Raw genomic sequence first — 23,956 nt, 5'->3', positions numbered from 1 at the left:
TTCCCAGTGAAAGTATTTTAAGAGGGCGATAGAAAGAAAAGAAGCTGGGAGAAGGCTTCATTCAAGCTCTATCAGTGTCTGTCCGGTGTCCACGGTGTCGCCTTCCTTGACGAGGATCTTCTTAACCACTCCATCCTTTGGTGCCGGAATTTCGTTCTCCATCTTCATTGCCTCGAGGACGACCAACCCCTGGCCGGTCTTGACCTGCTCGCCCTCCTTGACGAGTATTCTAAGAATCTTGCCCGGCATTGGAGCCGTTACGGCACCCTCACTGGCCAGTGCGGGCGCTGCTGCTGGAGCAACCGGAGCAGGAGCGGGGGCAGCAACGGGCGCAGGAGCAGGTGCTGTTTTCGGAGCGCTGGGTGGAGTCGGAACCCCGGCCACCTGGGGCAGGTATCTGAGCGCGCTCAGGTCAACTCCCTCAACGCCGACCTCGAACTCGACGCCGTCCACGTAGAGCTTGAACCTCTGAACCGTCTTCGGGAGTCCCGGCTTTCTCCTGCCCTCCCTTCTGGCCCTGAAAAACTCAAGCGCCACCTGCGGGAAGAGGCAGTAGGTCAGAACGTCCTCCTCATTCTCCAGGTAGCCGAGCTCCTCAAGCTTTCTCCTGCACTCCTCCAGCCCGGGCCCGAGCAGGCTTCCGGGCCTTTCGGTTATCGGCTCCTCGTCGCCGAGGACTTTCTTCCTCAGCTCAGGGTTTATCTCTCCCGGCGGCCTGCCGTAGAGGCCCCTTATGTAGTTCTTGACCTCCTCCGTTATCCTCTCGTACCTGCCGAAGAGGACGTTGAGAACCGCCTGCGTTCCGACTATCTGGCTGGTCGGCGTCACCAGCGGCGGCCACCCGAGGTCCTCCCTGACGCGCGGAATCTCCTCGAGAACCTCCTGAAGCCGGTCTAGAGCTTTCATCTCCTTCAGCTGGGAGATTAGGTTGGAGTACATGCCCCCGGGGACCTGGTACTTGAGCACGTAGGGGTTCACCATCAGCGTCTCCTTGTGGAGCAGACCGGAGTACTTCTCTTCCAGCAGTTTCTTGAGGTAGCGCGAGACCTCGTGTATCAGATCCCTGTCAAGGTGACTCCCAACCGCTTCCGGCAGGGCGTGCCAGATGGTCTGTATGCCCGGCTGGGCCGTTCCGAAGGCGAGCGGGCTTATCGCGGTGTCTATGTAGTCCGCTCCAGCTTCGACTGCCTTGAGGTAGGTCGCGACCGCCATTCCAGTGGTCGAGTGGGTGTGGACATTGACGGGGACGCCATAGCGCTCTTTTATCTCCCTGACCAGTTCATAGGCCCTCCTGGGGGTGAGCAGGGCCGCCATGTCCTTGATCGTGATTACATCGACGTCGAGAGCCAAAAGCTCCTCGACCTTTCCCAGGTAGTACTCGAGCGTGAAGATCTTTCCGGTGGTGTAAGCGATGGCCCCCTGAACCTCCGCCCCAACTTCCTTGGCCTTCCTTATCGCAACCTCCATGTTCCTGACGTCGTTGAGTGCATCAAAGACGCGGAAGATGTCGATCCCGTTCCTGTGGGCCAGCTCGACGAACTTCTCGACCACGTCATCTGGATAGTGCCTGTAGCCGACGACGTTCTGGCCGCGGAGGAGCATCTGAAGCTTGGTCTTCCTGATGTGCTCCCTGAGGAGCCTCAACCGCTCCCAGGGGTCCTCGTTGAGGTAGCGTATGCAGACGTCAAAGGTAGCCCCTCCCCAGACCTCCATGGAGTAGAAGCCGATCCTGTCCATCTTCTCGGCTATCGCCAGCATATCGTCGGTGGTCATTCTCGTCGCTATGAGGGACTGGTGGGCGTCCCGGAAGGTGGTGTCTATGATTTCAACCCTGGCCATGTTGGTCACCCCTTCGGTTCCGTTGTGAGACGGTACAAAGCCCTGGCCTTAAAAGGATTGCGGCGAAAGGAGAAAAGAATATCGGCAAAAGTCGAAATAACTGAAATCAGAGAAGCCCCTCGGCTTTCGCCGCTTCCTCCGGGTCCTCGTTCCTGTGGACGACGCGGAGGAGGGCCTTTATGAAGGGCTCCGGGTTCTCGCGCTGGAAGATGTTCCTGCCAACGACCGCTCCGGCGCCACCGGCCTCTATGACCTCCCAGACGAGGTTGAGGAAGTCCACGGGGTTCTCAGCCTTGGCCCCGCCGCTGAGGAGAACCGGAACGCCTGCGGCGGCATCAACGACCTTGGCAAAGCTCTCCCTCGAGCCCGTCCAGTAGGTCTTTATCATGTCTGCACCGCTCTCGACGGCCGCCCTCGCGCCGTACATGACGACGCGGTAGTCCTCTTTCCTGCCGTACTTCTCGTTTATGTACGGTCCGCGCGGGTAGGCGAACTGGACGACCGGGAAGCCGAGGTCGTGGGCGTAGCTCGCTATCTCGGCGAACTGACGCATCATGACGTCTTCCTGTGGGGAACCCCAGTAAACCGTCGCCGCTATCGCATCGGCGCCCAGCTTTATCGCGTCCTCAACGAAACCCAGCTGGCTCTGGAGGAGCTGGTCGTCCTTCGGGCGGAGGTTGGTCTTGCTGGTGAGCTTGATCATCAGACCGACGTTGGGCTTCACCTCATCGCCCGCCATTCTCGCGAGGCCCGGGAGCATCATGACGCCGTCGATTCCGGCCCTGACGACCTTTTTTATGATAATCCGCGGGTTCACGTGCTCCCAGTGCTCCTCGAAGTCCATCGGCCCGTGCTCGAAGCCGTGGTCCATGGCGAAGATGAGGGCCCTTCCGTCCCTCCTGAAGAAGCGCTTCATCCTCCTCTTTATGCCTACGTTCTGGTATGCATCCATACTAATCACCGGGAGTGATATATTCTTTGAGGATTTAAGGTTTTTGGGCGAAGGTTGTTTAAGGAGTCCATGGAAATCGCTTTGGTGGTGGAAATGGAGCGCATCATCGGAAGAAAGCTCATAACCCTGGACGAGGTTGACTCCACCAACGAGTACGCGAAGCGAATAGCGCAGGATGTCCCGGAGGGAACGGTTGTCGTGGCGAAGCGGCAGACCGCTGGGAGGGGCAGGAGGGGAAGGAACTGGACCTCCCCCGAGGGCGGCCTGTGGCTCAGCGTCGTTCTCAAGCCTCCCAGAGTGGATCCGCGGCTCGTCTTCGTCGGGGCGCTGGCGGTCGTCGATACGCTCGCGGACTTTGGAATAGAGTCCGGGATAAAGTGGCCCAACGATGTGTGGGCGGGGGGCAGGAAGATATCTGGAATACTGACCGAGGGAAAGGCCGGGGAGTACAGTATACTGGGAATCGGCCTCAACGTGAACAACGCCATCCCCGAGGAGCTCAGGAAAAACGCTGTTTCGATGGTGCAGTTTATCGGTAGGGAAGTGCCACTCGATGCGGTTCTTGAGAGGATCCTGCTCCACCTAGACGGATGGTACCGCGTCTTCCGGGAGAGGCCTGACCTGCTGATGGCGAAGGTTCGCGAGAGAGCATTCATACTGGGAAAGGCCGTCACCGTAACTGAAGGGAATGAGAGAATCTCCGGTATGGCACTGGACATACTGGACGATGGCTCATTACTTATGGACATTGACGGACAGTTAAGGAGAATCCTGTATGGAGACGTCTCGCTAAGGTTCTTCTAAGTTCTTTGTCATTCTGTCAATATTTGACGGATAACATTAATATATCATCATCGGCTTATTGATTCTGCTGGCAATTAGTCAGCTTAATGAGGGGGTGGAACAGTGGGAAAGGGACTTCTGAGAAGGTATCTGGACTACCCGGTTCTCTGGAAGATACTCTGGGGCCTCATTCTGGGCGCAGTGTTTGGCCTGGTAGCGGCTCACTTCGGCTGGCAGGACGCCGTTGAGACATACGTAAAGCCCTTCGGCGACCTCTTCGTCAGGCTTCTGAAGATGCTCGTCATGCCAATAGTCCTCGCGTCCCTTGTGGTGGGTGCATCAAGCATCAGCCCCGCCAGGTTGGGTCGTGTGGGCGTTAAGATCGTCGTTTACTACCTGTTTACCTCAGCGTTTGCGGTGTTCTTCGGCCTGCTCATGGGCAACCTCTTCCACGTGGGGAGGGGGGTTGACCTTGGAACCGGTGCCGGCAAGGCCATCGAGGCCCAGCCGCCGTCCCTGGTTGACACTCTCCTGAACATAGTGCCGACGAACCCATTTGAGTCGCTCTCCAGCGGTGCGGTTCTTCAGACGATATTCTTTGCGATAGTCCTTGGGATAGCCCTAACATACCTCACCAACAGGGAGGACGAGAGGCTTAGGACCGCTGGAACGACACTTCTCAGGGCCTTTGACGGCCTTGCTGAGGCGATGTACCTCATAGTCGGAGGGGTCATGCAGTACGCACCGATAGGTGTCTTCGCACTCATAGCCTACGTCATGGCAATCCAGGGCACGAAGGTCATCGGGCCGCTGACAACGGTCGTTCTGGCCGTTTACGCCGGTCTGGTTCTTCAAATACTGCTTGTATATGCCGTCCTGCTCAAAATCTTTGGTATCGACCCGGTTAAGTTCCTCAAAAGGGCAAAGGACGCCATGCTGACGGCTTTCGTCACGAGGAGCTCCAGCGGAACGCTGCCGGTTACGATGCGCGTTGCGGAGGAGAGGATGGGCATCGACAGGGGAATATTCTCCTTCACGCTGCCCCTTGGTGCGACGATAAACATGGACGGAACCGCGCTCTACCAGGGGGTTACAGTCCTATTCGTCGCATACGCCATCGGCCAGCCACTCTCCCTGAGCCAGCAACTCGTGGTCGTTCTCACGGCGGTTCTGGCTTCGATAGGAACGGCCGGAGTTCCCGGCGCGGGAGCCATAATGCTCGCCATGGTTCTCCAGAGCGTCGGTCTCGACCTCACGGCCGGAAGTCCTGTTGCCCTGGCCTACGCCATGATACTCGGAATCGACGCAATCCTTGACATGGGCAGGACGATGGTGAACGTCACCGGCGACCTGGCAGGAACGACCATTGTTGCCAAGACGGAAGGAGAACTGGACTCTTCCAAGTGGACGAGCTGAACTCTCTGTCCTCTCATTTTTCCCTGTGTTGGCTGGCTCTCTCTTCTGGCCTCTCTGGGATAAAGTTAAATACCCCAAAGTGGCGCTAACTACCAGCACAGGTAGAATGGAGGTAATGTGTAATGAAAAGAGTCCTTGCGGTCATTTTCGCCGCGATTCTCCTGGCGTCCTTCGTTGGCCCGGGCTTTGTCTCGGCTGGAGACGAGGTCCAGGTTTACAAGCAGGACTTCACCTTCAGGATAGTCCTCCTGCCCAACGGCAGCGCCAACATAACCATGACCAGCGTCTGGCTGGGGCCGAAGGAGGAAATAGACAAGCAAATAGAGAGCATACTCAACGAGACCCAGAACGGCAACATGACGCTCGAGGAAGCCATAAAGAAGTTCGAGCAGGAGCAGCTCGCCAGGTACATTCAGGGCCTCACCCAGGCCGGGGTCAAGCTTGTGAACGAGAGCATGAAGTCCTACGGCATAGAGGAGGGCAACAACATAACCCTCGTCTTCAACGCGATAGCCCTCGACTACGCCAGGTACTACTCCTACGACCATTACTGGGAGCTCCGGGTGGACCCCACGAGGGGCTACGGCTCGATGATGGTTCCCGACACCGGCTTCCCCTTCGGCATAGAGGCCAACAACACCTTCATCGTTGTCCTCCCGCCCAATGCGACGTTGCTCAGCTACCCCAAGCCCTTCGTCAAGCAGTACAATCAGAGCCGCTTTGAAGTCGAGTCGAGTGCCGATGGAAACACCGTCGTCGTGCGCTCCCACATCCACCTCGAGCCCTGGCTGACCCCCGACGGTTTTAAGTCTCTCTTCGGAGATTACGGGGATTACTACATTCGCTACAAGACCCCCTACGAGGGAGTCGAGCACTACGAGAAGAGCATAACCAACGAGTACGTCACCCTCGACATCCACGCCAACGGCACCGTAAGGCTCCACATGAAGGACGAGTACGTTGAACCCCTCAGGGACGTCGTCGCCAGGAAGGCGGAGATAGTCTCCTACGGCGTCCAGAACGTGACGGAGTACATACTGAGGACCTACTCCCTGGCCCTCGGCTACCAGGGCGCCATAGTGGACGGGGGCAAGGTCACCATCCTTGGCCTCAACGAGACAACCGCGCCCCTCGTCATCGACGCGGAGTACACGCTGAGGAACTTCACAAAGTATGAGAACGGGTCGTACGTCTACACCTTCGACCCAACGATGGGAATGGCCCAGAGCCTCCGGGACAGGAGTGAGTATGAGGTAAACAACACCCTGCACCTCACCCTCAACCTGACCGGCGGCGGGGAGTTCCTCGAAGTGCCCGACAACATCAGCGACGAGGTCAAGGGCAACCGCTTTACCATGACCGTTGTCCGCAGGGGGAACACCCTGGAGATAGTCTCCAACGTTTACATCCGCTACGGCGCCCAGCCGGAGGACGTTAAGGCCCTCCTCGCCAACCGCACCAGCGCAACGGTCAGGTACACCCTGCCGGCAGAGGAGACCAACGGAGGAATGAGCGACACACAGAAGATGGCCGCGGTCATCGTTGCGGTGCTTATCGTGGCCCTGGCGGTGGCCTTCTGGAAGAAGCACTGAGCTTCCCCTTCTTCCCTTTCATTCTCCGTTTCGATACCCATTTAAGGGAGCGCTCCAATTTTGGTTGGTGGTCAGGATGACGCGCAAGCTCTACTACGAGGATGCCTACCTGAGGGAAGCGAAGGCGAAGGTCCTTGAGGTAAAAGAGGGTGCCCTTCTTCTTGATCAGACGGTGTTTTACCCGACCGGCGGCGGCCAGCCCCACGACAGGGGGACGATAAACGGCGTTGATGTTCTCGATGTCTACAAGGACGATGCAGGCAACGTCTGGCACGTGGTGGCTGAACCCGAGAGGTTCAAGCCTAACGATGAGGTCGAGCTCAAAATCGACTGGGACTACAGGTACAGGCTCATGAGGATACACACCGCCATGCACCTGCTGGAGCACGTCCTCAACCTCGTCCTGCCGGGCGAGTGGAAGCTCTACGGAAGCGGAATGAGCGTCGAGAAGGGCAGATACGACATACTTTACCCCGAGAACGTGAACCAGTGGAAGGAGCAGATAATCGAGACCTTCAACCGGCTCGTCGACGAGGGCGGAGAGATGAGGATATGGTGGGAAGGGGAAACGCGCTACACCCAAATAAGGGACTTCGAAATCATTCCCTGCGGTGGGACGCACGTGAGGGACATAAGAGAGATAGGCCACCTCAAGAAGTTCAAGCGCTCCAGCCTGGGAAAGGGGAAGCAGAGGCTGGAGATATGGCTTGAAGGCTAACGCCTTCTCGCCATTACCACAATTATTCCAATGCCGGCAGCGATGGCGAGCGCCCCCAGGAGGACGTCAGGAACGCCCTTCTTCTCCTCCCAGGGGACGGGTTTCCTTCCGTAAATTTCCATTCCGTAAAGTTTCTTGCTTGGAAGGCCGATGAACCGCTCGGGAAAAATCGCCCTGCTCCCAACGTCCATACTCAGGAATTCCCGGCCCCACTGGTAGATGTACAGGGTTCCCTGGACGAAGAGAACCTCAAAGCGCGAGGGCCCGGGTATGAGCCTCCCGCCGCAGGCTTCCCCACCGTCTATCCTTGCACAGACGTAGCCGTCCTTAACGTAAATCCTCTCCATCTTTCCGTCGGGAGTCGTGTACTCAAAGAGGGTGAAATCTTCCCCGCCCCAGAAGGCTTCCCCGCTCAGGTGGAGGTATTCTCTCGGCCAGCAGCTCTGGGGGTGATAGCCGTCCCCGTAGGCCGGTATGAAGCCCCGACTTTCCCTCTGCGGGAGAAGGGCGAGGGCGTAAACCTCGCTGATGTAAGGCGCCGCTTCTCCCCTCAGGGTAACCTCAATCCTCCCGGAGGCGTTGATCGGTAGCCACCACACGCCATCCCAGGCCGGCCTCGGGCTGACCGTGGTGCTGGAATCGCCGGTTTTTATTAGAACTTCCAGGGGCAGGTCGAGGACGTTGCTTCCGTTCACGTAGGGGCGGTTCGATGAGAAGTATATGGCCTTGACATCGAGGGGGCTTTCGAGAAAGTAACCGTCCCCGCGACGGTGAAGGGGCATCTTAACGATGCGGTACCTCCAGTGCGCGACGTAGTACTCCTCGCCGCAGACGCTGGGACTGTAGATGGGCTTGGCGGTGATGTTCACCGGACAGCGGGCCTCGATTGTTATCCTGACGTGTTTCCAGTCAGAACTCACCACAGGCGGCGAGAGGTTCCGCAGGTTGAGGGTCCCCGAACCGTTGGCGAAGAAGGAGGCGGTTTCGCTATTTTCGGGACCGGAGAAGGTGAAGAAGACCCATTGGGGGCAGGAGGAGGTGTAGTTCATCTCAATGTCCTCGATGACCTGGTACTCCCTGCCTGGAACGTCTATCGTGGTTTCCCACGCCAGAACCGGCTGGAGAAGCAGGAATGCTGCCATAACTAACGCGACGCCTCTCATGATTATGCTTGCAAGTCTTGACGATATAAACTTTTCGGGTTAGTAATACCCCCCGCGACTGCGGGCGTGGAGACATTTCGATTAAGGCATTCAAGCTTTCTCGAGGACGTAGAAGTACCTCTCCAGGCTCTTGTGCACCCTCTGGTAGTACCTGCCGAGCGTTTTGAAGCCTATCCTCTCGGCCTCGGCCTTTCCGTCGAAGCTCGTTGGAAACGCTATCGCCAGCCTTCCGCCGTCCTCGAGCACTTCATAGATGCTCTCCAAAACCCTTCTGTACAGCTCGTCCCTCTTCCTGCCGGCGAGTGTCGCCGACGTTCCGTAAGGCGGGTCGGTTGCTACCGCCTCGAACTTCTTCCCCGGGAACAGCTCCCCCAGCCTCGTTGCGTCGCCGAGCTTCAGGACGTAGTCCGTTATCCCGTAGTGCAGCAGGTTCATCTCGGCGCCTTCCACCATCTCCGGCCTTATATCGATCCCGTAGACCCTCAGGCCGAGAAGGCCAGCCTCCATCAAAATACCACCGGCGCCCATCATGGGGTCGAGGAGCTCCCTCCTCGCCTTAGTGAGGTTCACCAGCGCCCTGGAAACCCTCGGGTGGAGCGAGATCGGCCTGAAGAAGGGCCTGTGGTGGGCCTTCCTCTTTTCAAAGTCCTTGGGGTCAAAAAACCTGAGCCTTATCCCCGCGTAGAGCCTCTCGCCGCAGTAGACCCTCACGAGGGTGTCGGGCCTTGAGAGGTTCACCTTGAACCCCTGGGCGTGTATGACGGCGCCGAGCTTTCTGGGTAGGTCAAGAACGCTGTGCCGGCAGTTGGCCATGGTCTCGGTGTCCACCTTGAAAGTCCCTTTTATCGGCCACTCGATCTCCCTGGCCTTATCAAGGAGCCCCTCCACCGAGTCCGCCTCAACCAGAAGCTCACCGTACTCGTGGGCTAGACCAAGGCGGTCAAAGTAGGGAAAAGGCCTCTCATCGGCGTTTATCTTGAGGAAAAGATAATCCTGACTAACTATCTTTCCGCCGGCCAGCTCAAGCATGGCCTTTACCTCGTCCCTTGCCATCTCCGGCAGGTTTCCGAGTATCTCAAGGTAGAGCATGGTTGGAGCTTTTCGGAGGGGTTTTTAAGTTTGTTCCCCCTCCAGCAGTTCCTCCAGGAATTGGTTCACGTCCCTCACGTCCCGCCCCACCATTACGAAGCCGAACTCTCTTCCGTATCTCCTCCGGTAGTTCTCGACGAAAAGACCGTCGTTGATTGTATCCCCCACGTAAACTCCCCTTTCGCCCTTCACGAGCTCCCACAGTGCCCGGGGGTCCGGTTTGAGATAGCTCCCCCTTGTAACGACGTTCTCAAAGCGGAAGCCGATTACCCGCTCCGCCAGCTTCATCTCAAGGGCACTCCTTCCGGTGACGACCCCGAGTTTGAAGCGGGCCGACGCTTCCTCCAGGAGGTTTCTCCTCACAATCGGCCTCTCCCGTTTCCACAGCCCCGGGAAGTCAAAGAGCCTCCCCGGATACTCGCTCCCCAGGTAGAAGGTGTTGAAGACCCGCTCGATGCTCCCGCCGAAGACCTGGAACCCGAATCTCTCCCGAACCCACTCTATCGTTCCCCCCTCCGGGAACTCCTCGATGAGCTCTTCAGCCCTTCCTGAAAGGGCGAAGAGTATCAGGGCCTCGCTGACCTTGAAATCGTCTCCGAAGGAGCCCTTCCTCCTGAGCTCCCGGACCCACTCGGGTTTTATCTCCCTCTCGACCCCGAACAGCCTGAGGAAGTACTCCGCCGTGAGCCTGGTCGCGACATCGTAGCTTTCCCCCACGTCTATCAGCACGCCGTCAACGTCGAAAACTACCCACATTCCCTCACCTCCAGAAACTCCCTGAGGGCTTCGATCAGCTTCCGGTTCTCCCATTTCCTTCCGACGGTAACCCGTATGTGGCCGTCGAGCCTCCCCGCGAGCTTTCTGACGGCTATGCCCTTCCCCAGAAGGAACTCGTAGGCGTTCAGCCTCATCAGGAGGAAGTTCGCGTCGCTTGGATACGTGAACTCCCGGAAGGCCCTTCTTATCCGCTCCCTCTCCTCGATGATCTTCGCCACGCGCCTCTCAACGAGGTCGTAGTGCCTGAGCACGACCTTCACCGCCGCCATGGTCATTACCCCGACGCTGAAGGGCGACTTCACCCGGTAGAGGGCATCAACGGTTTCCCCGTTCGCCAGAAGATAGCCCGCCCTCACCCCGGCCAGGCTGAAGGCCTTGGAGAAGGTTCTAAGCACAATCAGGTTGGGGTACTCCTCGATGAGCCTCCAGAGGGTTTTTCCGGCGAACTCCGCGTAGGCCTCGTCGAGAACCACCGCCGTCCCCGTGTCGAGGACTTTCACTATCTCCTCCTCCGGCTGGAGGTTGCCTGTGGGGTTGTTAGGTGAGGCTATGAAGACAGCGCTCGCATTTCCGGCCTTTTCCGCTATGGCGTCGCCGTCTATCGTAAAGTCCTCCCTCAGGGGCACCTCAAGGACGGGAATTCCGTTCAGCTTTGCGTAGAAGTAGTACATGCTGAAGGTCGGCGGTGTCGTGACTACATAGCCTCCCTCGAAGAGCCTGACGAGATAGCTTATCAGCTCGTCCCCCCCGTTTCCCATCGCAACGTTCTCCGGTGAGAGGCCGTAAAAGTCCGCTATGGCCTCCCTGGCGGGCATCGAGGTTATGTGCGGGTAGCGGTTGAAGGAAAGCTCTCTCAGCTCCTCAAAGATTTCCTCCTTCACCCAGCAGGGAAGGTCGTAGGGACTCTCGTTCTTGTCGAGCCTTACGGGGTAGTCCCCCTCTTCAACGCGGTACGGCTCGAAGGACTTCACGAGCTCTCTAATCCTCATCTCCTCCGCCTCCTCAGCTCGGCCATCACCTCACCGAGGGCAACGTCGTTGTAAACCAGCAAAACGAGCAGGTGGTAGAGCATGTCGGCCGTCTCGTAGATCAGCCGCTCCCTCGTTTCAGCAACGAGAACCTCGACCGCCTCCTCGCCGAACTTCTTGTATATCCTCTCCCTGCCCTCCTTGAACAGCCTTGAGGTGTAGGAGCCTTCGACGGGCTTTTGCTTCCGCGCCCTTATCAGCTCCTCAAGCTCCCGCAGGATTGTCAGGGAGTAGTCCACCGGGAGAACCCTCTCCGGCTCGCCGAGCTTACGGTAGAAGCAGGAGTAGTTTCCCGTGTGACATGCGGCACCTCTCTGCTCGACTATCAGGAGCAGGGCATCGCCGTCGCAGTCTATCCGGACTTCCTTCACCCTCTGGACGTTCCCGCTCACCTCGCCCTTCATGCGGATTCTTCCCTGCGAGCGGGAGTAGTAGTGGGCGTAGCCGGTCTCAAGGGTTTTCCTGAGGGCCTCCCTGTCCATGTACGCGAGCGTTAGGACTTCCCCCTTCGTGTCCTGAACCACAACGGGGACGATACCGTTGTTCTTCTCCCAGTCAACCTTCTCGATTAGCTCCTCCATGCTACCACCTCAGTAGTCCAGCCTCACGGGGATTCCCCTCTCGGCTAGGTACCCCTTCAGCTCGCCGACGGTGTATTCCCCGTAGTGGAAGATTGAAGCCGCAAGAGCCGCTTCAGCCCCGGCCTTAAAGGCCTCGTAGAAGTGCTCCGGTTTTCCAGCTCCGCCAGAGGCTATGACCGGTATATCAACCGCCTCCACGACGGCCCTCGTCAGGGCTATGTCGAAGCCCCTCTTCGTTCCGTCGGTGTCCATGCTCGTGAGCAGTATCTCGCCCGCGCCCAGCCCCTCAACCCTTCTCGCCCACTCGACCGCATCAATTCCCCTCGGCTTCCTTCCGCCGTGGGTGTAGACCTCCCAGAAGGAGCCGTTCCACCTGGCGTCGATTGCCACCACGAGGTTGGCGGTGCCAACTATCTCGGCAATCTCCCTCACCAGTTCCGACCTTTCAACCGCCGCCGTGTTGATGAAAACCTTATCCGCCCCCCGCTTGATTATCTCCCTCGCCTCCTCAACAGTCCTTATGCCGCCGCCGACCGTGAAGGGGACGTATATCTCCCCGGCTATCCTCTCGACCAGCCCGAGCAGGATTTTTCTCCTTTCGTACGACGCCGTTATATCGAGGAAGACTATCTCGTCTATTCCCTCCGCCTCGTAGCGTTTCGCCAGCTCGACCGGGTCGCCGGCGTCGCGTATGTTCCTGAACTTTATCCCCTTGACGACCCTCCCGTCCTTTATGTCCAGGGCCGCTATTATTCGCTTGGCGAGCATTTTGCCACCTCCAGGAGCTCCTCAAGGGCGAGCTTTCTCTCGTACAGGGCCTTTCCGACCACGACCCCCGAAAAGCCGATTTTCGCAAGCTTTCTTACGTCTTCGGCGCTCGACACTCCCCCGGCGTAGATGAACTCCCCGCTTTGCCAGAACCTCTCGATTTCCTCTATTCCCGTCAGCGTGCCGTCCCTCTCAACGGAGGTGTAAATAAAGCGGTCCACGTAGGGTTTCAGCGTTTCGTAGGCTTCTCTAACCGGCATTCCACTCTCAAGCCAGCCCCTCACGGCTATCCTCCCGTTCCGCGAGTCGAGGCTGACCGTTATGCCTTCAAACTCCTCAGTTATCCTCTCAAGGAAGCGCAAGTCGAGGGCCTTTGTGCCTATTATGGCGTTCTCCACGCCGATTTCGTAGGCCTTGGCGATGGCTTCATAGCTCCTGAGTCCGCCGCCGAACTGAACCCTCAGCCCGGTCTCCTCGATTATCTCCCTGACAACGTCGAGGTTCCGGGGAAAGCCTTCAAAGGCCCCGTCCAGGTCAACTATGTGGATTTTGTCCACGAGTTCGGCGAACCGCCCAGCTATCTCAACCGGCTCGCCGTAGACCCTGACTTTCTCTCTCCTCCCTTTGTAGAGCCTCACCGCTTTTCCACCCATAAGGTCTATCGCGGGATAAACCTCCATTCTAAAGCCCCCTGAAGTTCCTCATCACGGTAAGCCCGTTTCTCCCGCTCTTCTCCGGGTGGAACTGGACGGCGTAAACGTTGTCCCTGCACACCGCCGAGGTGAAGACGACTCTCTGCCCCTTTGACTCGTAGTCGGTAACGCCCGCAACGATGTCCTCCTCCGGGACCGCGTGGTAGGAGTGGACGAAGTAGAAGTACGCCCCGTCCCTTATGCCCCTGAAGAGGGGGCACTCCTTTCTGAGCCAGAGCTGGTTCCAGCCGATGTGAGGTGTTCTGACGCCCCGAAACCTCACCACGTTCCCTCTGAAGACCCCCAGACCGGGCTTCCCCGGGCTTTCCTCGCTCCCCTCGAAGAGCAGCTGAAGGCCGAGGCATATCCCCAGGAAGGGCTTCCCGTCGTTTATGGCATCGAGTATGACGCCCCTGAGGGGCTCAAGCCTGTCCATCACCGCCCCGAAGTTTCCAACGCCGGGCAGTACTATCTTCTCGGCCCTCTCTATCTCGTAGGGGTCGCTCGTTATGGTTCCTCCCAGAGCTTTCTTCACGTTGGCGAGGTTCCCTATTCCGAGGTCAACTATCGCTATCACCCTCACACCTCCAGCAGGCCCTTCGTGCTCTCAAGCTTCCCGCTCTCCCGGACTGCCTTCCCGAGGGCGACGCCGAGTCCCTTGAATGCCGCCTCGATGACGTGGTGGGCATTGACCCCGCTCAGCGTTTTCACGTGGACCGTTGCCTTCAGCGACCGCGCCAGCCCCCACAGGAACTCCCTCACAAGGGCTTTCTCAAACCCCTCCTCTTCCTCCTCGAAGGACAGTTCAAGGCTTACGTATGGCCTTCCCGAGATGTCAACAGCGACCAGCACGAGGGCATCATCCATAGGCATCACCGCGCTCCCGAAGCGGGCGAACTTCCCCGGGAGCTTTGAGCGAAGCTCCTCTCCGAGGGTTATCCCGACGTCCTCCCACAGGTGGTGCCTGAGGTCGTAGGTGGCCTCTACTTTCGCCTCCCGCCCCATGTAGAAAAAGAGGGCGGTGAGGAGGTGGTCGAGCACCTTATCGCCCGTCCTGATGCTCCCTTTCGAATCAAGCTCGACCGTTACGTCGGTCTCTTTGGTTTTGCGCCTCATCTCCTCGCCTCCATGCTCCTCCTGTGGTAGTTCATGCCCTCTATCTCGGCCAGCCTCAGCCCCAGCTCCCTCTCCGCGAGGAACTCCTCTCTGCTCACCCCTGCAAGGCTTATTGGCTTGAGGAAGTCCCTCACAGTTAGGACGCCGCTGAACTTCGCCGCCCCTCCGGTTGGCAGGACGTGGTTGACGCCGAGGAAGTAATCAGCGGCTGGAACCGGCGTGTAGGGGCCTAAGTAAATCGCCCCGGCGTTTTCTATCCCATCGACGAGCTCCATCGGTCTCTCCGTGATTATCTCAAGGTGCTCCGGCGCTATCTCGTTGGCCCTCCTAACGCACTCCTCTAAGTTTTCGCAGAGGACGACCTCTACCCCCTCCCGGGAGCAGAACTCCGCGAGTTCCCCTGAGGTCGTGAGGAGCCAGGCTCTGCTGTCCTTTCCGTGCTCCAGCTGGCTGAGCAAATCCGCCAGAACGTACTCCTTCTCTGCCGTTTCGTCCGCTATCACCGCTATCTCCGACGGCCCGGCGAGGCTGTCTATGCCAACGACACCGAAAACCTGCCTCTTGGCCTCGTTGACGAACCTGTTTCCGGGGCCGAATATTTTGTCCATCTTCTTCATACCGACCCCGTAGGCCATCGCGCCTATCGCCTGGATTCCACCGAGCTTGTAGACCTCGGTGATGCCGAGCAGTTTTGCAACGTAGAGGACGTAGGGATTCACCTTTCCGTCCTTTGGCGGGATTGTGACCGCTATCTCCTTAACGCCCGCGATTTTTGCTGGAACTGCCACCATCATCAGCGTCGAGGGGAGCGGTTTTCCGCCGGGCACATAGATTCCTATCCTCCTTACCGGGCGGTAGATTATCCCGTAGAGGGAGCCGTTTTTGATGAAAAGCCGTTCCCTTTCCATCTGCCTCTCGTGGTACTCCCACAGGCGTTCAACGGTGCGGAGGATTATCTTCCTGTCCCTCCTGGGAATGCTTCGCGCGGCCTCCTCGAACTCCTCCTCGGTCACACGGAACGGGCCGGCGTAGCCGTCGAACCTGAGGGAGTACTCCCTAACCGCTTCAAGCCCTCTCTCCCGAATATCCCGCAGTATTCCGGCGACGTATCTCTCAAGCTCAAAATCCATCCCCAATCACCTCCTTAACCTTCCACACGAGTTCGTTTATCTCCTCGAACTTCGTTTTCTGGGCTATCCTGTTAACGAGTAGCAGGGCGGAGACGTCCATTATCTTCTCCACCTCGACCAGACCGTTTGCCCTCAGCGTGTTTCCGGTCTCGACTATGTCCACGATGGCGTCGGCTATCCCTATCTTTGGGGCCAGCTCGATGCTCCCGTGGAGCTTCAGGATTTCCACCTCAACGTCGAGCCCCTCAAAGAACCGCCTCGTTATCCCTGGATACTTGGTGGCTATCCGGTAGCCGTCCATATCCTCGGGCTTGACGGTGCTCTCAGCCGGCATGGCCAGGCTCAACCTGCACTTTCCGAAGGGCAGTTCAAGGGGTATGAGGACGTCGCTTCCGCGCTCCTCCACCACATCGCTCCCGGAGATGCCGACGTCGATTCCGTACTCCACGTAAACGGGAACGTCAAAGGCCCTTGCAAGGAGAACCTCATAGCTGCCGATTCTTTCGATGAGCCTCCTCTCTGCTGGGGGCCTCAGCTCGATTCCAGCCCTCTGGAGGATTTCGAGAGAGCCGGGAAGAAGCCGCCCCTTGGGGAGGACGAACCTTATTGGGGAGCCGTTGGAACGCTTCATTCACTCCACCTCCACCGGGATGCCCATTCTCACGAGCCTTTTTGCCCCGGCAAAGACTTCCCTGAGTTCCCCTCTCAGCTTTTTCCGGTTCCTGTCCCCCCTCTTTCTGAAAAGCCTTGAAAGCGCCCCCATATCAAAGGCAAAGCCAAAGGCGGGCTTTCCCTTGAAGGTGTACTCCCCGCCTCCTCCGAGGGGTTTCCCGAGTTCCGGAGAGTACACCTCGAAGAGTACGTCCCGGTAGTAGGGGAGAGGCCTGACTGTGCCGAAGTCTATGAACAGCCTTTCGTCATCAACCGCCTCGACTATTCTATCAAGCTTCTGATAACCGCTCTCCTTTCCCCAGAAGTTGAAGAGCCTCCAGAGCTCTTCCTTCTTTTCCACGCTTATCGGGAGGCGCTCTATTATCTCAAAGTTCCTCCTCACGAGCGCCCTGTAGATTTCCTTCCGGAACTCCTTCACGTCTTCGGTGGCCTTTTCCCAGACCTTCAGACTTCCGATGTCTATGTAGAACTCCTCTATCCCCAGGGCTTCGAGGGAGGTTATGACCGTGAGGAGCACCTCCGCGGCCATCTTCGTAACGTCCCCGCCGATGTACTCCACCCCGGCCTGCCACTGTCCCCTAATCCCTCCGTCAAGAACCTCGCTGATGTAGTAGAGCTTGAGCTTCTCGGGCGGCTCCTTGATGTTCTCCAGTATCTGCGAGGTTATGTCGGGTTTTATGACGTAGAACCCATTGTTGTAGGCGAACTTTGTCCCCTTCCTCAGGTTCTCGCTGTACTCCTCAATAACCGGTAGGAAAACCTCGCGGTAGCCCCACAGCTCAAAGGTTCGTCTCAGATACCTGCTAATCTCCGACAGTTTCTCTGACTCGGCCAGCAAACCCTTTCTCACACTAACCCCTCCCGAGTTTTATTCACAAAATCAGCAGTTTCAGAACTATCCGGGCCTAACGAAGTTCCAGAAGAGTCAATGATGGCGGTAGCTCACCGGAAGGGCCGGTACGCTGAGGCACCTCATATTTGGCTCCTTGAAATACGTTCCAACCGTCGCCTTTTTCCGGGACATCTTCTTTCCCCCCATTGGTGCCCCCCGTAGGTTGAAGGGGTTTAAAATACTATCCCTAGATTTGCTGTCATTCAATCAACTTCTCATGAAATATTTGTCGTTATGCCGACGACAGAAGATGGTGTCCATTTTTGCCCATTGAAACATTCGGCTTGTGTAACCAGAAGATTAATAGTCTCTTTGGATTATAATGTAGTGGTGATTCTTGATGGAGATAACCGACAGGGAAGTTTTTGAGATTGCAATGAACGCCGAGATAAGGGCCAAGGAGGCCTACGAGAAGCTCGCTTCTGTCGTCAAGAGCGACATTATTCGGGACGAACTGCTGTTTCTGGCGAGGGAGGAGGACAGGCACCGCGAGATAATAGAGAAGATGGCCGAGAAGTTCATCGGCGGCAGGACCGAGCCAAAGAAGATTGAGATAGGGGTGATGGGTGAGTTCAAAGTCATCGCCGAGAAGATGGGCGATGTCATCAAGAGGCCGGACCTAAACATCGACGAGATTTACGAGGTAGCCATGAAGGCGGAACTGGTCAGCGAGAAGCTCTACCACGAGTTAGCCGGCTACGCCGCCAACGAGAACACGCGCCTCGTCCTTGAGATGCTCGCGGACATGGAGCGCAACCACTACAACCTTCTGAGGAAGCAGTACGAGTACATAACCCGCTACCCCGACATCTACCGCGAGGAGTTCTACGACCAGCTGATGAAGGATATAAACTTCAACTTCTGACTCTTTTCAATTTCTTTTGGATTTAGCCTTTGGCGGAACGAAGCCCGGCTTAGTGAGCCTGCTGAGGGAAATTGCTCTGGCGGCTCACACCTTCTTGAGCACCACGAACTCACGGTAGTCCATCACCTTTTCGAAGCCCTTTTTTATATAATATGAATAAGCCTCAAGCTCGGGGAAGGTTATGACGTACGCCTCCCTACCAAGCTCTTTGAGTCTTCCTATGGCGAACTCCAGGAGCTTTGAGCCGTAGCCCCTGCCCCTGTACGCTGGATCGACCATGAAGAACTCGATGAGCCCGGTTTTCTCCCCCTTTATCTCCTCCGGCACCCACCAGAGGGCCTTGCCTTCGAGGTTGTAAACGAGTGCTACGGTGCCGATTATTCTGCCCTCCCCGTCCCTTAGCACGTAGAGTTCATCGAACTCTTTCCCCAATCTGAACTCAAGGAACGGCTCGTAGACTTCCCTGAAGCCTTCGAAGTCATCGATGCCTGGCTTCTCCTCCACCCACTCCAGTGCGGGGTAGGCCCCATTAGTGCCCCGATAAACCCTGTGGACAAAGCGAACCAGCTCTCCCTTCAGCTCGAGCGGATTCTCTACACTCTCAATCCCCATTTCCGGTCCCAAAGGTTATTAGGGTTGATGTCATAAATTTTTACCGGTGATACTGTGGACGAGCTTGAGGCTTTGGCCCTTGCCCTCGAGGTCGAGAAGGCCGAGCTGAAATTCTATCTGAACCTGGCCAGGAAGGCGGGCGATGAAAAGGCAAAGAGAATGTTCCTCTTCCTTGCTATGGAGGAGGCCGGCCACTGGGAGCTGTTCGAGGAAAAGTTCGTCGAGAAGCTTATAGAGGAGTGCGAGCTCCCCGCCGTGAACCGCGAGCTCCTTGAGGCGCTTCTTATTGAGGTCGAAAACGAAAACCTGAGCGAGGTCGATGCCGTTAGGATAGGCATGGAGCAGGAGAAGAAGACGTGGGAGTTCTACGAGAAGGCCGCGAGCGGGGCGGAGCACGATGACGTCAGGCGCGTGTTTGAGGAGCTGGCAAAAATCGAGAAGGCTCACTACGAGCTCCTGAAGGCCCAGTATGATTCCGTCATGAAGACCGGCATCTGGATGGACTACCAGGACTTCAGCCTGGAGGTGGACTGAAGCCCTGCGAGAGGTGTTTTCTTTTATTCCAGCTATTTGAGAGTGAATGTGGTGGTGCCCCATGCTTGCAAAATACCCGTTTGAGTTGCCGAAGGATAGACCCCTCTCGAAGAGGGAAATCGCCCAGGCTCTCCGCTGGGCCATCGAGGCCGAGCTCGACGCCATAAGCTTCTACGAGCAGCTGGCCGAGCTTGTTGAAGATGAGAGGATAAAGCACATCTTCTACGACGTCGCCAACGAGGAGAAGGAGCACGTTGGAGAGTTCCTCGCGGCGCTCCTTGAAGTTGATGAAGAGCTCGGCAAGTACATGAAGGAAGGTTTTGACGAGGTTGAGGAGGAGACTGGGATCAGGGTAGAGCTTTGATCTGCTCCTTCCTATTTTCGAGTTCTTATCAAGGTCCGACGTGCATCATCTGGCTGTACATCTCCCAGTCGAGAAGGAGCTCGTACTCGGCCTTCAGGGTGTAGTAATGGCCCTTCTCCATGTCGCTGAGGTAGCGCATCAGCCTCTTTTTGTCATCGGTATCGACCAGGTTCTCGATTTCGGCGTAGAATTTGGCCGCTATATCCTCCGCTCTAATGGCCCAGCGAATAAGCTCCAGGATATCCTCCGCGCCGTGGAGCTCCCTCGCCACGGGCTGGAGCTCGGGCCCTATGTGTTCCTCCGGATAGATAACCTCCTTCCCTGGAAACATCGACTCGTACATCTTCCTGAGCAGCGCCTCGTGCTTGCCCTCCTCCCCGGCAAGCCACACTATCTTGTCCTTTAGGGCCTGGATCTCTATCCTCTCGGCGAGGCTCTCATAGAACTTTCTCGCCCCGACTTCCGCCTTGATGGCCATTCCGAGGAGCTCCTCAAGCGAGAAATCCCTGACCTTCTCGATGGGAAGTCCCTCATCAATTTCCTGTCGAACCATAACTCATCCCTCCGCAAGCAACAGACCAATTTCATTGTAAATCTTTATCTTATTAAACCCTTCCTGCTTCAGAACTTCAACTATATCACTTAGAATCTTGTTCTGCAAGTTTATAGCCAGCATCTGGCAGAAGTGGCACTCGGGTGTTGATCGGGCCATCAGAAGAAACAGCTCGACACTCCGCCCCTCGACCGTGATGCCGTAAAGAAGTCCTTCATCCACTATATCCAGCCCAGTCTCCGGGTCTTTCACCTTCCGTAGGATCTGAACCACATTTTTGACGTCGGGGGGCAGGTCTTCCCTTGGCCCGGATAGTGGCTGTTTCCGCGTAAAAACGTCAAAGAGGCCCAAATCTCAGACCCTCTCGGTGCTGATGTCCTCGATAGCGTATCCCTTTTTGTTCTCAAACACTCCAACGGGGTTGTTCTTGAGGTCGTAGACGTAGACGTTCTGGAACTTCACGAGGGCGAAGCGCTCGATGATGTCCCCGATTATCTTCGAGTAGGCTATGGCGCTTGCACCGGTTATGTTGTACTCCGCGTGGCTCTCGAAGTTGAGCCACACCTTCAGGGTATCGTCCCCCACTTCAAGCCCTGCAACAACTCCAGAGTCCAGGATATCCCCTCCCGTGACGGGGTCGGTTATTTTGGCGAGCTCGTCCAGAACCACCCGGTAGTGCTCCGGCCATTCTCTGTCTGGCATGTAAACCTTCATTTTTCTCACCAGTGGTGGGTTTGAAGTGTCCGGTTATAAGCCTTCCTGGGCGGTTATGTGTAATGTGGGATAGTTTGAGGATAATTTGAAGTATGTCACCGTGAGAACGCCGACCCAGAGGAGCACCGCGGCAACATATGGCAGCACTATCGTGGCCTTTAGTATCCCATAGGTATCGTTCAGAGCGTACCGGGTCCAGGAGAACAGGACGATGAGCCATGAGGAGAGCACTAGTAGATGTCTCCGAAGTCCTCCCTCAATCATCATGTGGGCGTTCATTAGGAGAAGGAGAGCCAGGAAGGGGCCGGCGTAGGCCACATCAACGGCAACTGTCGAGTAGTTCCCCGCCAGAAAGAGGCTCAAGAGTGTCAGGACGCTTTGAATCATGAGCCTTCCGGTTATCCCCTCGACACCAACGTTGGCGAGTGCATACCCAATCATCGCAGGTCCGATCAGAATAAGAGAGAGCACTGCAGTCGTCATCCCGCCGCTACCGAGAACCCCCCATGCAAATCCCAGGGAAGTCAGAAGTCCCCCGAGCAACATAACGGTGGGGTAGGGACTCCTCGCATCGCCCCGATGTTTTTCAATCTTGCGCAGGATCATCCATGCAAGGAAAATACCGCAGAATATCAGCATCCCAGTGGAGCTCATCACGATTTTATACCACATCTCGGGCATCTTTCTCAGCACCTTAAACAGTTCAAACGAAAGAATTTAGTACGTCACCATAGATAAACCTTCCGGCCGGCTCTCGGCCACTAAAAAAGAAGGGGTTGGGGCGTGGAAGTCACTCGAGCGCGACCTCGTTCTCCCAGAGGCCGTGAATGTTGCAGTAGCTGAGCGCGTAGAGCTTGCCCTTCTTGGCAGTCCTGAAGAAGAAGACCGCCCTCGGCTCGGTCAGCGGGTCGCCGTGGTTGGTGAAGGCAACCCTGCCGACGAGAACCGGGAAGTTCTCCCCCTCGGGGTGGAAGTAGAGCTCTATCCAGGCTATGTGGTGCTCGGATGTGTTCGGGTGCGGTATCTCCTTTCCAACGCTGACCCCGACCTTCACGAGGTCGCCGTCCTTCTCGTACTCTATAACGGGGACGTGCTTCTCCCCCTTCCAGTCTCCACTCTTTATGGTTCCGCTAAGCATCTCAACCACCTCACTCTATCTTTTCAAACATGTCCCTGGGAGCGCCGCAGAGCGGGCAGACCCAGTCTTCGGGGAGGTCTTCAAACCTGGTTCCCGGGGCAATCCCGGCGTCCTCGTCACCCTCATCCTCATCGTATATGTAGCCGCAGACTATACACTTCCATTTCGCCATCTCTTTCACCATCCTGATGTTATTAGTTCGCCCTTATAAGGTTTGCGCCTCAAACCTGAGAAATGGAAAAGCGAAAGATTTACTCAAAGACCACGAACTTATCCCTGGGGGCACCGCACACCGGGCAGTACTCGGGGGCTTCATCAACTGCAGTGTAGCCGCAAACCGGGCAGATGTAGACCTTCTTTACTTCGATATCCTTCCCGCTCTCGGCCTTTTCCTTGGCCTTGGCGTACAGCTCGGCGTGTATCTTCTCGGCCTCCAGGGCGTAGTGCGTCGTCCTAATGGCGTCCTTCTCCCCCTGGAACTCGGCGGTGTTCTTAAAGACCGGGTACATCTCCTCGACCTCGTAGGTTTCGCCGTCTATACCGGCCTGAAGGTTCTCCGGAGTACTTCCAAGCTTGCCGAGGGCTATGAAATGGTTCTTGGCATGGATAAACTCGGCGTGGGCTATGGCCCTGAAGAGCTTGGCTATGTTGGGGTATCCCTCTTTCTCTGCCTGTTCGGCAAAAATCAGGTACTTCATGTGGGCCATGCTCTCGCCGGCGAAGGCATCCTCCAGAAACTTCCGGGTCATTTTTCTTTCCACTACCATACGATATCACCAACAAACGGTGCTGCACTAACATCTTCGGGTTTGGAGTATATAACGATTTTCCAAACCAAAGGTTTGACGAAATCTGCACTTCAGTCAATAGGCAGTCCCTCTTTGATGGCTTTTTCGAGCCTGAACGCTTTCTTTACATTACCGAGGACAACGGCCCCGACGGGGCTTTCCCCTTCGTAGAAGACCTTCGTATCCTCCCCGAGCCAGCTCCCAGGCCCTTTCGTTTTTCCGATAATCGCCACACCGAAGTCGGCGAACTTGAAGAAGGCCGACCTGAAAGAGAAGTCATAGCGGTCGTCAGCGCCCCTCAGGAGGTTGGCGAGAACCTTTGCCTGCCCCACGGCGGCCTTTGCTGTTCCCCCAACGACGCCACCGTGCTCGGCACAGTCACCTATCGCGTAGACATCCCGCGCGGAGGTTCTAAAGCGGTCGTCTATGAGTATCCCCCTGCCGGCGTGGATGCCGCTCTTTAGGGCGAGCTCCCTGTTCGGCACTATGCCGAAGGCACAGACCTTCAGCCTGCCCTTGATGTAACCTCTATCGGTTTTTAGACCCTCCTCGTCAGCCCCTAGAGCGTTCGTTTCCAGATGGAACTCAACGCCCGCTCCTTCTAACTCTACCCTGATACGCTCGCTCAGATCTCTATCAAGGCCGAGCAGGGTTCTTCCCCTGTGGACCAACCGCACTGTATAGCCTGCCTTGGCCAGGTTTCCGGCCAGCTCGAGCGCTATGAAGCCCCCACCGAGGATCGTTATTTCCCCTTCCTCCTCAAGGCGCTCTTTTATCAGTTTTGCGTCGTTAAGCGTTCTGAGGGTTAATATGTGCTCCTTCCCAGGAACCTCCAGCTCTCTGGCCCTCGCTCCGGTCGCTATAACGAGGGCATCGTAGGGTATCTCGCCCTTGTCTGTCACGAGAACCTTCCGGAGTCTATCGACCAGCTTTGCCTCCGTCCCGAGGAGCAGGTTTATTCCTCTCTCCTCGTACCACTCCCTGGAATATGGGAAGAGCTTTTCCTCGGAAATAAAGCCGGCTATGTGGTGGCTCAGCAGGGGCTTTGAATAGTGGGGGATGTTTTCCTTTTCCACCACTGTTACGTTGAACTCTCCGGCCAAGCGCTTGGCCAGCTCAACCCCGCCCGGCCCGTTGCCGACTATGACGAGCTGCATTTTTCACACCTTAAAAAGAAAGC

The 23,956-nt window shown here is 56.9% G+C and carries 30 protein-coding genes; 7 read left to right on the top strand and 23 right to left on the bottom strand.

The window, feature by feature from the left end:
• Positions 1-57: 57 nt before the first annotated feature.
• Together E3E42_RS03605 and fba are read right to left on the bottom strand one after the other, a co-directional pair.
• Positions 58-1,839 carry a pyruvate/oxaloacetate carboxyltransferase gene (locus tag E3E42_RS03605; protein WP_167902748.1) on the bottom strand — a complete coding sequence of 594 codons (1,782 nt, stop codon included), beginning with the start codon at positions 1,837-1,839 and terminating at the stop codon, positions 58-60.
• A 106-nt stretch (positions 1,840-1,945) separates the two neighbouring features.
• Positions 1,946-2,791 (bottom strand): class I fructose-bisphosphate aldolase, encoded by an 846-nt coding sequence (gene fba, locus E3E42_RS03600; protein ID WP_167903134.1) that lies wholly within the window; start codon positions 2,789-2,791, stop codon positions 1,946-1,948.
• Positions 2,792-2,884: 93 nt separating this feature from the next.
• Between fba and E3E42_RS03595 the strand changes: the two genes are divergently transcribed.
• The 4 genes from E3E42_RS03595 to E3E42_RS03580 all read left to right on the top strand — a co-directional run bounded on the left by E3E42_RS03595 (position 2,885) and on the right by E3E42_RS03580 (position 7,300).
• Positions 2,885-3,595 (top strand): biotin--[acetyl-CoA-carboxylase] ligase, encoded by a 711-nt coding sequence (locus E3E42_RS03595; protein ID WP_167903132.1) that lies wholly within the window; start codon positions 2,885-2,887, stop codon positions 3,593-3,595.
• A gap of 102 nt (positions 3,596-3,697) precedes the next feature.
• Positions 3,698-4,990, top strand: a complete 1,293-nt coding sequence (locus E3E42_RS03590; RefSeq protein ID WP_167902747.1) for a dicarboxylate/amino acid:cation symporter — start codon at positions 3,698-3,700, stop codon at positions 4,988-4,990.
• 122 nt (positions 4,991-5,112) lie between these two features.
• Complete coding sequence (locus E3E42_RS03585; protein WP_167902746.1) at positions 5,113-6,582, top strand: exodeoxyribonuclease VII small subunit; 1,470 nt, start codon at positions 5,113-5,115, stop codon at positions 6,580-6,582.
• Between the two features lie 76 nt (positions 6,583-6,658).
• Positions 6,659-7,300, top strand: coding sequence for an alanyl-tRNA editing protein (locus tag E3E42_RS03580; RefSeq protein WP_167903130.1), 642 nt, complete (start codon positions 6,659-6,661; stop codon positions 7,298-7,300).
• Here the strand turns inward: E3E42_RS03580 and E3E42_RS03575 are convergent.
• The 12 genes from E3E42_RS03575 to E3E42_RS03520 form a co-directional block, all read right to left on the bottom strand.
• Complete coding sequence (locus E3E42_RS03575; RefSeq protein ID WP_167902745.1) at positions 7,297-8,463, bottom strand: hypothetical protein; 1,167 nt, start codon at positions 8,461-8,463, stop codon at positions 7,297-7,299. The two genes, E3E42_RS03580 and E3E42_RS03575, sit on opposite strands and share 4 nt — an antisense overlap.
• A gap of 90 nt (positions 8,464-8,553) precedes the next feature.
• Entirely contained in the window at positions 8,554-9,552 is a 999-nt protein-coding gene (locus tag E3E42_RS03570) for a TIGR01177 family methyltransferase (protein WP_167902744.1), read from the bottom strand.
• A 24-nt stretch (positions 9,553-9,576) separates the two neighbouring features.
• Positions 9,577-10,308: an HAD family hydrolase gene (locus E3E42_RS03565; RefSeq protein WP_167902743.1), complete on the bottom strand. Its 732-nt coding sequence runs from the start codon at positions 10,306-10,308 to the stop codon at positions 9,577-9,579.
• Positions 10,299-11,318 (bottom strand): histidinol-phosphate transaminase, encoded by a 1,020-nt coding sequence (hisC, locus tag E3E42_RS03560; protein ID WP_167902742.1) that lies wholly within the window; start codon positions 11,316-11,318, stop codon positions 10,299-10,301. The genes E3E42_RS03565 and hisC overlap by 10 nt, the downstream gene beginning before the upstream one ends.
• Positions 11,315-11,938 (bottom strand): bifunctional phosphoribosyl-AMP cyclohydrolase/phosphoribosyl-ATP diphosphatase HisIE, encoded by a 624-nt coding sequence (hisIE, locus tag E3E42_RS03555; protein ID WP_167902741.1) that lies wholly within the window; start codon positions 11,936-11,938, stop codon positions 11,315-11,317. Before hisIE ends, hisC begins: the two co-directional genes overlap by 4 nt.
• Positions 11,939-11,947: 9 nt before the next feature.
• Positions 11,948-12,706, bottom strand: coding sequence for an imidazole glycerol phosphate synthase subunit HisF (gene hisF / locus E3E42_RS03550; protein ID WP_167902740.1), 759 nt, complete (start codon positions 12,704-12,706; stop codon positions 11,948-11,950).
• Positions 12,688-13,386, bottom strand: a complete 699-nt coding sequence (gene hisA / locus E3E42_RS03545) for a 1-(5-phosphoribosyl)-5-((5-phosphoribosylamino)methylideneamino)imidazole-4-carboxamide isomerase (RefSeq protein WP_167902738.1) — start codon at positions 13,384-13,386, stop codon at positions 12,688-12,690. Before hisA ends, hisF begins: the two co-directional genes overlap by 19 nt.
• Position 13,387: 1 nt before the next feature.
• On the bottom strand, positions 13,388-13,975 hold the full coding sequence (hisH, locus tag E3E42_RS03540) for an imidazole glycerol phosphate synthase subunit HisH (protein ID WP_370519585.1): 588 nt from the start codon (positions 13,973-13,975) through the stop codon (positions 13,388-13,390).
• Positions 13,976-13,977: 2 nt separating this feature from the next.
• Positions 13,978-14,514, bottom strand: coding sequence for an imidazoleglycerol-phosphate dehydratase HisB (gene hisB, locus E3E42_RS03535; protein WP_167902735.1), 537 nt, complete (start codon positions 14,512-14,514; stop codon positions 13,978-13,980).
• Positions 14,511-15,644, bottom strand: coding sequence for a histidinol dehydrogenase (gene hisD / locus E3E42_RS03530; protein WP_167902734.1), 1,134 nt, complete (start codon positions 15,642-15,644; stop codon positions 14,511-14,513). The genes hisB and hisD overlap by 4 nt, the downstream gene beginning before the upstream one ends.
• Complete coding sequence (hisG, locus tag E3E42_RS03525) at positions 15,634-16,251, bottom strand: ATP phosphoribosyltransferase (protein WP_167903129.1); 618 nt, start codon at positions 16,249-16,251, stop codon at positions 15,634-15,636. Before hisG ends, hisD begins: the two co-directional genes overlap by 11 nt.
• 24 nt (positions 16,252-16,275) lie before the next feature.
• On the bottom strand, positions 16,276-17,166 hold the full coding sequence (locus tag E3E42_RS03520; protein ID WP_167902733.1) for an ATP phosphoribosyltransferase regulatory subunit: 891 nt from the start codon (positions 17,164-17,166) through the stop codon (positions 16,276-16,278).
• A gap of 382 nt (positions 17,167-17,548) precedes the next feature.
• Between E3E42_RS03520 and E3E42_RS03515 the strand changes: the two genes are divergently transcribed.
• Positions 17,549-18,073, top strand: a complete 525-nt coding sequence (locus E3E42_RS03515; RefSeq protein WP_167902732.1) for a ferritin family protein — start codon at positions 17,549-17,551, stop codon at positions 18,071-18,073.
• A gap of 84 nt (positions 18,074-18,157) precedes the next feature.
• Here the strand turns inward: E3E42_RS03515 and E3E42_RS03510 are convergent, their stop codons facing one another.
• On the bottom strand, positions 18,158-18,685 hold the full coding sequence (locus tag E3E42_RS03510) for a GNAT family N-acetyltransferase (protein WP_167902731.1): 528 nt from the start codon (positions 18,683-18,685) through the stop codon (positions 18,158-18,160).
• A gap of 54 nt (positions 18,686-18,739) precedes the next feature.
• Here E3E42_RS03510 and E3E42_RS03505 point away from each other — a divergent pair, with 54 nt between their 5' ends.
• A complete protein-coding gene (locus tag E3E42_RS03505; RefSeq protein WP_167902730.1) occupies positions 18,740-19,219 on the top strand; it encodes a ferritin family protein in 480 nt (159 codons plus the stop codon).
• A 61-nt stretch (positions 19,220-19,280) separates the two neighbouring features.
• Positions 19,281-19,583 carry a ferritin family protein gene (locus E3E42_RS03500; protein WP_167902729.1) on the top strand — a complete coding sequence of 101 codons (303 nt, stop codon included), beginning with the start codon at positions 19,281-19,283 and terminating at the stop codon, positions 19,581-19,583.
• A gap of 28 nt (positions 19,584-19,611) precedes the next feature.
• Here the strand turns inward: E3E42_RS03500 and E3E42_RS03495 are convergent, their stop codons facing one another.
• From E3E42_RS03495 to E3E42_RS03460, 8 genes are all read right to left on the bottom strand, one after another.
• Entirely contained in the window at positions 19,612-20,136 is a 525-nt protein-coding gene (locus tag E3E42_RS03495) for a ferritin family protein (RefSeq protein WP_167902728.1), read from the bottom strand.
• Between the two features lie 3 nt (positions 20,137-20,139).
• A complete protein-coding gene (locus E3E42_RS03490; RefSeq protein ID WP_167902727.1) occupies positions 20,140-20,487 on the bottom strand; it encodes an iron-sulfur cluster assembly protein in 348 nt (115 codons plus the stop codon).
• Positions 20,488-20,490: 3 nt separating this feature from the next.
• Positions 20,491-20,850, bottom strand: a complete 360-nt coding sequence (locus E3E42_RS03485; RefSeq protein ID WP_167903127.1) for an iron-sulfur cluster assembly protein — start codon at positions 20,848-20,850, stop codon at positions 20,491-20,493.
• A 33-nt stretch (positions 20,851-20,883) separates the two neighbouring features.
• Positions 20,884-21,522 carry a hypothetical protein gene (locus E3E42_RS03480; protein ID WP_167902726.1) on the bottom strand — a complete coding sequence of 213 codons (639 nt, stop codon included), beginning with the start codon at positions 21,520-21,522 and terminating at the stop codon, positions 20,884-20,886.
• Positions 21,523-21,640: 118 nt separating this feature from the next.
• Positions 21,641-21,988: a class II SORL domain-containing protein gene (locus tag E3E42_RS03475; RefSeq protein WP_167902725.1), complete on the bottom strand. Its 348-nt coding sequence runs from the start codon at positions 21,986-21,988 to the stop codon at positions 21,641-21,643.
• 10 nt (positions 21,989-21,998) lie between these two features.
• Positions 21,999-22,160, bottom strand: a complete 162-nt coding sequence (gene rd, locus E3E42_RS03470) for a rubredoxin (protein ID WP_167903125.1) — start codon at positions 22,158-22,160, stop codon at positions 21,999-22,001.
• A 79-nt stretch (positions 22,161-22,239) separates the two neighbouring features.
• Positions 22,240-22,755 (bottom strand): rubrerythrin family protein, encoded by a 516-nt coding sequence (locus tag E3E42_RS03465; protein WP_167902724.1) that lies wholly within the window; start codon positions 22,753-22,755, stop codon positions 22,240-22,242.
• A gap of 92 nt (positions 22,756-22,847) precedes the next feature.
• Positions 22,848-23,933 (bottom strand): NAD(P)/FAD-dependent oxidoreductase, encoded by a 1,086-nt coding sequence (locus E3E42_RS03460; RefSeq protein WP_167902723.1) that lies wholly within the window; start codon positions 23,931-23,933, stop codon positions 22,848-22,850.
• Between the last annotated feature and the right edge of the window lie 23 nt (positions 23,934-23,956).

This window comes from Thermococcus sp. JdF3 (assembly GCF_012027495.1).
In the GTDB taxonomy this organism is placed as follows: Archaea; Methanobacteriota_B; Thermococci; order Thermococcales; family Thermococcaceae; genus Thermococcus.
Note: the sequence above shows the minus strand (reverse complement) of the source record. Positions and strands in the feature narration are given on the sequence as shown.